Origin of the sequence: Prevotella vespertina (assembly GCF_009728485.1) — a bacterium.
Classification (GTDB): Bacteria; Bacteroidota; Bacteroidia; order Bacteroidales; family Bacteroidaceae; genus Prevotella; species Prevotella vespertina.
This window is the reverse complement of the sequence record NZ_VVIQ01000001.1, coordinates 389,690-401,015: the sequence shown is the minus strand read 5'-3', so window position 1 is coordinate 401,015 and position 11,326 is coordinate 389,690. Positions and strand designations below refer to the sequence as shown.

9 protein-coding genes are annotated in these 11,326 nt (G+C 42.8%); 5 read left to right on the top strand and 4 right to left on the bottom strand.

All coding sequences use genetic code 11. The features are described 5' to 3' along the window. Positions 1 to 557: 557 nt before the first annotated feature. Positions 558 to 1,256: an alpha/beta hydrolase gene (locus F0475_RS01465; protein ID WP_155715070.1), complete on the top strand. Its 699-nt coding sequence runs from the start codon at positions 558 to 560 to the stop codon at positions 1,254 to 1,256. Positions 1,257 to 1,392: 136 nt separating this feature from the next. On the opposite strand, the gene F0475_RS01460 is transcribed toward F0475_RS01465, so the two are convergent. Then, on the bottom strand, positions 1,393 to 1,596 hold the full coding sequence (locus F0475_RS01460; protein ID WP_234422926.1) for an RsiV family protein: 204 nt from the start codon (positions 1,594 to 1,596) through the stop codon (positions 1,393 to 1,395). Positions 1,597 to 1,817: 221 nt separating this feature from the next. On the opposite strand from F0475_RS01460, the gene F0475_RS01455 reads away from it, so the two are divergent. The 3 genes from F0475_RS01455 (at position 1,818) to cysS (ending at position 5,943) form a co-directional block, all read left to right on the top strand. After that, entirely contained in the window at positions 1,818 to 2,765 is a 948-nt protein-coding gene (locus tag F0475_RS01455) for a Gfo/Idh/MocA family protein (protein ID WP_155715069.1), read from the top strand. Between the two features lie 98 nt (positions 2,766 to 2,863). Further along, positions 2,864 to 3,817 carry an alpha/beta hydrolase gene (locus F0475_RS01450; RefSeq protein WP_155715068.1) on the top strand — a complete coding sequence of 318 codons (954 nt, stop codon included), beginning with the start codon at positions 2,864 to 2,866 and terminating at the stop codon, positions 3,815 to 3,817. Positions 3,818 to 4,455: 638 nt separating this feature from the next. Then, positions 4,456 to 5,943, top strand: coding sequence for a cysteine--tRNA ligase (cysS, locus tag F0475_RS01445; protein ID WP_155715067.1), 1,488 nt, complete (start codon positions 4,456 to 4,458; stop codon positions 5,941 to 5,943). A 374-nt stretch (positions 5,944 to 6,317) separates the two neighbouring features. Here the strand turns inward: cysS and F0475_RS01440 are convergent, their stop codons facing one another. Next, positions 6,318 to 7,985: a nucleoside kinase gene (locus tag F0475_RS01440; RefSeq protein WP_199879764.1), complete on the bottom strand. Its 1,668-nt coding sequence runs from the start codon at positions 7,983 to 7,985 to the stop codon at positions 6,318 to 6,320. A 116-nt stretch (positions 7,986 to 8,101) separates the two neighbouring features. On the opposite strand from F0475_RS01440, the gene F0475_RS01435 reads away from it, so the two are divergent. After that, positions 8,102 to 9,811, top strand: a complete 1,710-nt coding sequence (locus tag F0475_RS01435; protein WP_155715065.1) for a Na/Pi cotransporter family protein — start codon at positions 8,102 to 8,104, stop codon at positions 9,809 to 9,811. 727 nt (positions 9,812 to 10,538) lie between these two features. Here the strand turns inward: F0475_RS01435 and F0475_RS01430 are convergent. After that, positions 10,539 to 10,739 (bottom strand): DUF4250 domain-containing protein, encoded by a 201-nt coding sequence (locus F0475_RS01430; protein WP_009434320.1) that lies wholly within the window; start codon positions 10,737 to 10,739, stop codon positions 10,539 to 10,541. A 30-nt stretch (positions 10,740 to 10,769) separates the two neighbouring features. Then, positions 10,770 to 11,249, bottom strand: coding sequence for a cytidine deaminase (gene cdd / locus F0475_RS01425; RefSeq protein WP_155715064.1), 480 nt, complete (start codon positions 11,247 to 11,249; stop codon positions 10,770 to 10,772). Between the last annotated feature and the right edge of the window lie 77 nt (positions 11,250 to 11,326).

Below are 11,326 nucleotides of genomic sequence, written 5' to 3'. Positions count from 1 at the left end.
CCGGTCGACGTCCATTCGGTGCAAGCACTAAATGCCGTTTCCCCTCGACTTGCATGTGTTAAGCCTGTAGCTAGCGTTCATCCTGAGCCAGGATCAAACTCTCCATTGTAAAATATGTTTGGGTGATTAGAATAGATAATAGTGATAACAAATACCACATAAAATCAACTCTTCACCGAGTAATCTCTGTTTCAGAATGCTTATCCTTTAGTATCAAGTTTTAAAAGCACCTTTTCCTATATAAGGAATTCAATTGAATTGATCGGTTCGTTTCTTTTACCCATCTATTTGATTCTTAATCAAACAGACGCTTCTTGTACTACTTCTCTGTTTATGTAAATCTCTTCAAAGAACGCTTTCTTTATTGCTTTAAACACTCATAAGCACGTGGCTTATTTCGTAAAAGCGAATGCAAAGGTATATAGAAAACCAATACAATCCAAATGTTTTAAAGATTATTTTTAAGAAAAGGTGATATTTCTTTATAAAATTGACATACATCAATGGATTTAACCTAAAATGGGTTACTTTTGCATACAAACATCGATAAATAGAATATGAGACATCAAAGACAAATAATAGAGATAAATGGTCATACATGCATAATTCATTGCGAAGATAATGCAAAGGATTTTCTAATTCAACCCGTAGATAGTCATGATACGGAAGAATTAGAGCACCAGATTAGCTATATAGAAGAACATTCATCAGCAACATTCACCCACATTGCTATGCGTGTAGAGAAGTGGAATGCAGAATTAACACCATGGTCAGCTCCACCTGTATTCGGAAAGATTCCCTTTGGAGATGGTGCGAATCACACCTTATTATATATAATACAACAACTGATTCCCAAATTACAGCATCTATACAACTTATCCATTTGCGGAGAGAATACATTTCTTGGTGGCTATTCCCTTGCAGGGCTATTTGCTTTATGGGCTTCTTATCAAGCGGAGATACCCTTCAATGGTATTGCTGCAGCATCCCCTTCCGCATGGTATACAGGTTGGCTTGACTATGCAGAGAGTCACACCCCACAAATAAAGAACGCTTACCTAAGTCTAGGAGATAAGGAAGAAAAGACGAAAACAAAACTCATGTCAACCATTCGTAAGGATATGCTCAACCTAGAACACATATATAAAACGAAGGGAGTAAACTGCAAGATGGAATGGAACGAAGGTAACCATTTCCAAGACAATGGTATCAGGATGGCAAAAGGATTTGTATGGCTTTTGCAGAACCTAGACTAATAACATCGACACATAACTAGAGATTAAATAAAGGAAGCGTCTCCCTCATAAGATTTAATCACAAAGGAAGACGCTTTTATATTCTGCTTTATCATGGGGAAGGTGCTTATAACCTAGCAAGCGACCTCTTCCGCCATCAATCACCAAGCCCTGCAAGTCGACGAGCTTCAGGTGTAAGATACTTCTCAATCTTACTATAAGGAATCGTGAAAGTGGGCATACCATGCATATAAGGAGCAATTTCATATTGTCCATAAATAATCTCTACACCTTTTTCTACTAAACAAGGAGTAATAGAAGGTTTAGGAATTACCCCATTCCCAATGAATAAATCATTCATGTATTCTTGTATTGCAGCAGGCGAAGGGGGCTCTCCGTTATCTTTTAGCCAGCCAATATACCCACTGCTATAAGGCACGCCAATAATAATAGAAATCTTTTGTTCATAATAGTTATAAAGCTTGTTAACAGACCACAAATATAGTCTTTTCCTATATTATCTGCAAAACAATTCCTACTTTTGTTACGCTCTGAACACATCATAAACATCAATAGAACAGCATGAAGATAAGTATTATAGGCACAGGAATGATAGCCACCGAGGTTATCAAGATGCTAAGGAATGAGGCGAAAGGGATTGAGATAACAAGTATCTTTTCACACAGCAACAAGGAGAAAGCACTGACGCTTGCAAAGGAGAACGATATTGACCACGTATATACCGACTATGCCCAACTATTAAAAGAAGACGATGCCGACTTTGTCTATATAGCTTTGGTCAATAACGCACACTACACTTACGTGCGCCAGGCATTAGAGGCTCAACGCAACGTTATTGTTGAGAAGCCCTTTACGAGTACGCTTGAGGAAGCGAAGCTACTCGCACAGATGGCACGCGAACGTGGACTTTATCTCTTCGAGGCAGTCACACCCCTTCACACCCCCAACTTCCAACTCGTAAAGCAAAGTCTCAAGCGCATTGCTCCCATACATTTCGCACAATGTAATTTCTCGCAATACTCCAGTAGATACGAGCGCTACCTACAGGGGGATATAGCCCCCGCATTCAATCCAGAACTAGGTGGTGGAGCCTTGAACGACCTCAATGTGTACAACATCAACATCATCGTAGGACTATTCGGGGAGCCTATCGCCAACCAATATTTCGCTAATCATGGGCACAATGGCGTTGATACCTCGGGCATTATGGTGCTCACCTACCCCAATCTCACAGCCTCCTGCGTTGCAGCCAAGGACTCCAGTAGCCCTTCCTTCACCTTAATTCAAGGCGAAAAAGGATGGGTGCGTATCCCAACTACAGCCAATGAGTTCGGAAAAGTGGAGATTATGGAGCAAGGAAAGCTCACCAGCTACCAACGAAACGCATACGAGAGCCGTCTCGCCCATGAGTTTATGGACTTCAAGGATATATGGGAGCGGAAAGACTACAAGCGTATGGAGGAATGGCTCGACACATCACTTACGGTCATGAAAGTGCTGAGGAGTTAGAAAGCAGTCAAAGAAGTCAAGAGAAACTGAAGAACGTGCAGGATGATAGAGGCGTGAAAGTCAACAGAACTCATCCCTTAGCCTAATCACAAATAACAATGAAGAAGAAGCTCTCTCTATATCTTATCATCGCATTGATCGTGGTCATTGGCACACTAGCGGCTACCACATCTTATCTCCTAAAGTACATGCTTGAGGAGCCAACCCACACTTACGACTATCGTTGGGCAAAATTACATCAACGCTATCCAAGCCTTACTCCATGGTTAGACAGCCTCAAGACCACCCACCAACTGCGTGACACAACCATCCTACTCAATAACCACTTGCGGGCGCACGCCTTCTATCTTCGTGGTGATTCAGCCTGCGGGCGCACAGCAATATGCGTCCACGGATATAAAGACAACGGGTTGGGACTCCTATACATCGCTCATATATATAATAAGGTGATGCGCATGAACGTACTACTACCCGACCTTCACGGGCACGGGCAAAGCGAAGGCAACTCCATACAAATGGGCTGGAACGACCGCAAAGACATAGAGCAATGGATACCCGTTGCCGAACGGATGTTCCGTGATAAACGCCACCCTAGTCAGATGGTATTACATGGCGTCTCCATGGGAGCAGCCACCATTATGAACGTGTCAGGCGATGAGAATATCCCAACATACGTGAAAGCATACGTAGAGGATTGCGGTTACACCAGCGTATGGGACGAATGTACCGACCAGCTAAAGGCGCAGTTCAACCTCCCACAATTCCCCCTCGTCCCCCTAGCCTCAGCCCTCTGCCAAGTCAAGCATGGTTGGAATTTCCATGAGGCGAGTCCAATGGAACAAGTCAAGAAATGCCACCGCCCCATGCTCTTCATTCATGGCGACCACGACACCTATGTCCCTTCATGGATGGTATATCCCCTCTACAAGGCAAAACCCCAGCCCAAGCAACTATGGATAACACAAGGTTCTGAGCACGCATATAGCTATCACGACTATCCAAAACTATATGAATCCAAAGTGAAGAACTTCGTTAGCAAATACTTCAAATAAGTGGGCTAACGAACACCTCCCACGCTTTGGAAGCACTAAAGATAGCCCTTTCCCCACCTTCATCATACGTCTACCGCCCCCTTTCAACCATACTCGATACCGCTTACAAGTATGGTTGATTTCGTTTGCAGATATGCTCAATGTTGCTTACAAAGTATGTTCGATATTGCTTACAGCTATGCTCGGCATTGTTTACACATACATCTGCCATCCTTTACACATACGCCTCATAGTATCTTCACCATGGTGAAGATTGTGTTTCATCGTGATGAGACACTCGTTTCATCATGATGAGACACAGGTTTCATCATGATGAGAATAACATGAGACATACGTCTAATGAATCAAAGACGCACATCTAACGAATAGAAGACATACATCTAATGAATGGAAGACATATATCTAACGAACCAAAGATACACATCTAAGGAATGGAATACATACATCTAATGAATCGGGAACATAAGTCGGACAAAGCAGAGACAGGCACATAATCAAACGAAGACGCACGACCTGCGTATTCGCTTCCATATCTTTCACCGATGCGAAACAAAGATTATAAAAAGTGTAGACAGACGTGTTACGGGTGATAATAATTTTGTAATTTTGCATCACATTAAGTAATAAATAACCAGATTATGCAAGACTTAGTAATTTACAATACACTGCATCGTAAGAAGGAGTTGTTCCAACCCATCGCTGCACCTAACGTGGGTATGTATGTCTGTGGTCCTACTGTTTATGGCGATCCACACCTTGGGCATGCGCGTCCTGCCATCACTTTCGACCTCTTATTCCGCTATCTGAAGCATATCGGGTATAAGGTTCGTTATGTTCGTAACGTCACTGACGTGGGGCACTTGGAGCATGATGCCGATGAGGGGGATGATAAGATTGAGAAGAAGGCACGGCTTGAGCAACTCGAACCGATGGAGATTGCACAATATTACACCAATCGTTATCACGATGCTATGCATGCATTGAATGTTTTGCCGCCAAGTATTGAGCCGCATGCAACAGGGCATATCATTGAACAGGAGGAGCTGGTGAAGCAGATTATGGACAATGGTTATGCTTACGAAAGCAATGGTAGCATTTATTTCGACGTGGCTAAGTATGACAAGGACCATCATTATGGCGTATTGTCAGGGCGTAATCTCACCGATATGATTAATAACTCTCGTGAGTTAGCAGGCGTTGGTGAGAAGCATAATCAGGTTGACTTTGCATTGTGGAAGCGTGCTATGCCCGAACATATCATGCGTTGGCCATCGCCTTGGAGTAATGGTTTCCCTGGTTGGCATTGTGAGTGTACAGCTATGGGGCGCAAGTATTTGGGCGATCACTTTGATATTCATGGTGGCGGTATGGACTTGATTTTCCCGCATCATGAGTGTGAGATTGCGCAAGCTGTAGCTTCACAGGGCGATGAAATGGTAAAGTATTGGATGCACAATAACATGATTACAATCAATGGACAGAAGATGGGTAAGTCGTTGGGCAACTTTATTACGCTCGAACAGTTCTTTACTGGCAAGCATGACACGCTCACGCAGGCTTACTCGCCAATGACAATTCGTTTCTTCATCCTATCTGCTCACTATCGTGGGACTGTCGACTTCTCTAACGAGGCATTGCAAGCTGCAGAGAAGGGATACGAACGTTTGATGAATGGTATTGAGGATTCGGCACGCATTCAGCCATCGGATGCATCGGACGATAATACGAAGAAGTTTGTTGCTAACTTCCGTCAGAAGTGTTACGATGCGATGAATGACGACTTAATGACGCCTGCTGTCATCTCTAATCTGTTTGAGGCTTGCCACTTGGTAAACGTTCTTATCGATCACAAGGCACAGATTTCTGCCGATGATCTAAGGGAACTCACGGAGGCTATGCAACTCTTTGCTTTCGACATCTTGGGACTCAAGAACGAGCGCAGTGCTAATAACGATGCACGCGAAGAGGCATACGGAAAGGTAGTAGACATGGTACTCGATCTTCGTGCAAAGGCTAAGGCTGAGAAGAATTGGGCGGTCAGCGATCAGATTCGTGACGCTTTGGCTGATGCAGGTTTCCAAGTGAAAGACACTAAAGATGGTGTTACCTGGAAACTTGACAGATAAGAGGAAAAACCACTTCTAACACGTTCCCCGTAAACTTCTCATCAATGAGGAATTTACGGGGAACAGCTTTGTTCGGCTAATTACTCTTTTTATGTTTATCTTTGTATATGGCTTCTACAACTGAAGTTAAGCCAAAAATCGTGCCAAATACTAGTGCTGGCCACAAAATAGACCATGCTTGTTCAAACCCAAGATGATCAAAGAGTTCATAAATTAACCAGAAACATGTAGCTAATAACGTCTCACGAAAATACTTCCGCAGATATCTAAATAAGGAATACTTGTGCATTGTTTTAATAATTAGTTGTTTAAAAGTTTAACAGCACAAAGATAAGACTTATTTTTTAAATTATCATGAGAAACAAGAATACTTCTTAATACTTAAACGAACTACCACCAAGGAACTCACGGAGCAATGAGGTTGGAGGGAGCGCACGGAAAGGCTGTGGAGAGAAGTACTTGAGGAACTTGCGTAAACGATAGGCCTCGGCATATTCTTCACAATTCTCTGGTACTTGCTCGAGCACCTCCTCTGCTTGTGGCTTTATGACTGCAAGCTCGAAGAGCATAGCTGTATTAAACATCACATCGGCTTGCTCCTGATAAGGGAATATCCATTTATTCTCACCAGAACGCACACTAGGCCATCGGCGGATCGTTTCTTGTGCCGAACAACCACGATACTTATAATCACGAACAATGCGTCGGAGCAATCGATTGTCAGTTGTTGGGATATAGTTGTGATTATCCAATAGGATGGTAGTAAGCGCAGAAGCATAGATCTTAAACTTCTTGTCGTCGGGAATCTGAGCCGTGAGTGTCGGGTTAAGGGCATGGATTCCTTCTACAACCAACACGTTATTCTCCTCCAAATGCAACTTATTCCCACTCTTCTCACTACTTCCTGTTTGGAAATTATACTTGGGTAATTCCACCTCCTGACCATTGAATAAAGCATTAAACTGCTCGTTGATGAGTGGAATATTCAGTGCATAGATGCTTTCGTAATCATATTCTCCCTGTTCATCCTTCGGTGTTTCTTCCCGATTAACGAAGTAGTCATCCAACGAAATCTGTACGGGCTTCACACCACTAGCAAGTAGTTGCACAGAAAGCCGTTTGCAGAATGTGGTCTTACCACTCGATGATGGTCCTGCAATCAGTACCACCCTAATATCTTTCTTTGCTGCAATCTTATCCGCAATCTGTGATATCTTCTTCTCTTGCAAGGCTTCGCTGACATTAATTAGATTGGTGGCTTCACCATTGCCAACCGCCTCATTAAAGTCACCCACCGTCTTTATACCTAACAGACTCTGCCAACGATGATGCTCTTTAAACACTTCAAACATCTTATCCTGTCGTATCAAGGCACCTAATTGGGATGGATCTTGCACGGAAGGGATGCGCAGTAACACACCATCAAAATAAGGTTCGAGTCCGAAGAGATATAGTTGTGACGTGTTCGTGAGCATTGAACCGTAGTAATAATCCTTATAGTCATCCAGAACGTAATAAACAGTATAAAGCGTTCCACTACTCTTGAGCAACTTTGCCTTTTGTTCGTCACCGAGTTTAGAGAACATATCAATAGCCTCTTCTGTTGTTGTTTCAAAACGTTGGATAGGTAGATGAGCATTGACAATCTCCTGCATTCGTGTGCGAATGCGGTTTACATCCTCTGCAGTGATAGCATGACCGAGTTTCAAATTACAATAATAACCATTTGAAACAGGAATATCTATGATCACTTCGCTTCGCGAATAAAGGTCGTGGACAGCCTTACAAAGCACAAGGAAAAGCGACCGAGTGTAAGTGCGAATACCCGATTGTGTATGCAAATCAAGGTACTCCACATCCTTATTATGATAGAGCCTGTAATGCAACCCTTCAACTTTATTATTCACTTTAGCACTTACAGGACCATAAGGCATTTGAATATTTATTTCCTTGAAAACATCAGAAAGTGTACTTCCCATTGGGACTTTCAGACTTTTTTTATTATTTTTGCAGCGGATATGCAGTAATTGTGTCATAAGCATTTACGTGTTAAATGTAAGTCGGTGGACTAAATCGTTCGTCTATAAAATACGAATGGTAAAGGTAAAGATTGTTCTGCATATACACAAGAGTTAGTCGTCACAAATTAAGTTATTATATGTCGATTTGGATTTTTTTTAAGCTCATTGGAGCCTTAGCGTTACTAATGTTTGGTATGAAGGCAATGAGTGAAAGCCTGCAAAAGATGGCAGGACCTCAATTGCGTCATGTCCTTGGTGCAATGACAACTAATCGCTTCACTGGTATTTTAACAGGTACATTTATTACCGCAGCCGTCCAATCATCAACGGCAACAACAGTCATGACGGTTAGTTTCGTGAATGCAGGATTACTCACCCTTGTGCAGGCTATCTCCGTCATCATGGGTGCTAACATCGGAACAACCCTAACGGCATGGATCATGTCAGCAGGCTTCTCGTTTAACATTACCGACTTCGTTTGGCCTGCTTTCTTCATTGGTATTGTACTGATTTACTCTAAGAAGCGCAAGCTAATTGGCGACTTCCTCTTCGGCATATCATTCATGTTTCTAGGCTTGGGAACGCTGCGCCAAACGGGTATAGACATGGATTTGGCACACAACCAAGCGGTACTTGATTTCTTTAGTCAGTTCGATCCACAGAGCTTCTTCACCACAATTGTATTCTTACTCATCGGTAGTGTGCTGACGATGTGTGTGCAAAGCTCCGCTGCAATCATGGCTATTACGATGATTCTCTGTTCGACCGGTGTGCTTCCAATCTACCAAGGAATAGCACTCGTAATGGGTGAGAATATCGGAACAACAGTTACCTCTAACCTTGCCGCATTGACGGCAAACACGCAGGCACGAAGAGCTGCCATGGCACACATGGTGTTTAATATCTTTGGTGTTATTTGGGTATTGTGTATCTTCCATCCATTCATTAACATGGTCTGCAGCTGGGTTGGTTATGACGTGACGATGCCTAAGGGAGCAGCTGGATTTGCCGCTAATGCCGCTAAACTTAGCTTTGTGTTAGCCGCCTTCCACACCACGTTCAATGTTACCAACACGCTTATCCTTGTTGGTCCCATCAAGTACTTAGAAAAGTTAGTATGCTTGATTATCAAGCCAAAGGCCAACAAAGACGAGGATGAGTTCCGTCTTCATTTCATTCAGGCAGGTATCATGAAGACGCCAGAGCTCTCTGTCTTGGAAGCATCTAAGGAGATTAAGTCGTTTGCAGAACGTATCCAAAGAATGTTCGGAATGGTACGTGAACTACTTGGAGAGCGTGACACAGAGAAGTTCAATAAGCTTTATACACGCATTGAGAAGTATGAAGGAATCTCAGATAACATGGAGATTGAGATTGCCAAATACCTTGATCAAGTGTCAAATGCCCATTTGAGCGATGAGACAAAGGATAAGGTACGCTCTATGTTACGTGAGATTTCAGAACTAGAGAGTATTGGTGATGCTTGTTACAATATCGCTCGTACAGTGGGAAGACGCATACGCGGCAAGGAGGACTTTACAGAGGAACAGTATGATCATATACATCAGATGTTCGAGTTAACGGACGATGCTCTCACGCAGATGAATCGTATCTTGGTGGGACATAGACAAGACAACGATGTGAATCGTTCGTTCAACATAGAGAACGAGATTAATAATTACCGCAATCAACTACGCTCACAGAACATCAATGACGTCAATGAACATAAATACACTTACGCTATTGGTACGATGTATATAGACATCATTCAGGAGTGTGAAAAGCTCGGTGACTACGTTGTCAATGTGGTAGAAGCACGCATGGGTGTGCGCCAGCAAGAAGCATAAAGGGCATATACTGCCAACAACAAGAGAGTGTATCAAGTAGGTTAAGGGTATAGAAACAAACGTTCTCGTCCGTCAGTACGATTGCAAATACTAGACAGGTGAGATTATCTATACCAAAGAGTTTAACCTTTGATACACTCTCTTATTTTATACCAAGCCTATTACGAATACCGAGAAACACGTCTGCTTCCCCCTTAAAGAAACCTAACTAATGCCTTAAACAAACTACTTATAACAGCGTTTTCATGGCTTGAGACTGTGCGTTTCATGTACTGAAACCCTGCGTTCCATATACTGAAACCCTGCGTTCCATGTATTGAAACGCTGTGTATCATAGGCTTGAAACGATGTGTATCATAGGCTTGAAACGATGTGTATCATAGGGCTGATACGATGTGTATCATAGGTCTGAAACACTGAGTATCAAAGCCTGAAACACTGAGTATCAAAGCCTGAAACGCTGTGTCTCAAGGCTTGAAACGCTACGTCTCATACGCTGAGACAACATTACATCGGCTGAAAGTCGTCCGTATTTAAGACGATAGCCCCCACATACATTAAGGTTTTGTAAACAGGAACACATCATGTTTCTTCTGGCTAGCAACACGTTTCTAGCTAACAGAAGAGGGCATACACCTTATTATTAGACTAGGTTTAAAAGACAAGCCCCACCTTTCGGCGGGGCTTGCTGATACTTCATTTGAATGAAAATTAGTGTTATTCACGCTTACTTATCAAAGCCAATGGGGCGGAACTGATGCTGCTCTTCGCTATATACATAGCCTGCCTTGAGCAGAGAAGCCTTGAGTTTGTCAACGTCCTCATTGAAGTTGTTGCAAAGAGACTCTAGTGAATCGAACTCTTCATCACGCAGTAGCATGTTTGCACTGCTTACCAGTATTGCTGGATCTTTTGGTAGATAATCCATGATTTAATAATATTTTAAATGAATAGAGACCTACTTCATTGACTCACCAACGAATTGGAGAGGGAGCAAGTCCTTGACTGTATCAATAACATAAACGCCTGATGTACCATAAAGAAGGATACGAATGGGCTGGTTATAACGACTTTCTATCTCTAAGATAACCTGTCGGCAAGCGCCACAAGGTACGATTGGGTCACGCATCAAACCATACTCATTAGCCGCAGCTATCGCTAAGAGGGTGATAGGTTGGTCTGGATAAGTGGACTGGGCAGCAAAGATTGCGGAGCGTTCAGCGCATAATCCTGAAGGAAAAGCTGCATTCTCTTGATTCGCCCCCATCACTTCTACGCCATTCGCAAGCAACAATGCTGCACCAACACGGAACTTGCTGTAAGGCGAATAGCTGTTACCCGTAGCCGAGATTGCTGTTTGGATGAGGTGTTGCTCGTCTTCTGATAGTTCATCAAGTTGGCAGAATCCTATCTTAATACTTAAATCTATTGTCTTCATTGTCGATATTTGTTATTGGTTATTGGGCTTATTAGCCTTATTAGGCAATAGGACTAATTAGGCTAATAAGGCTAATT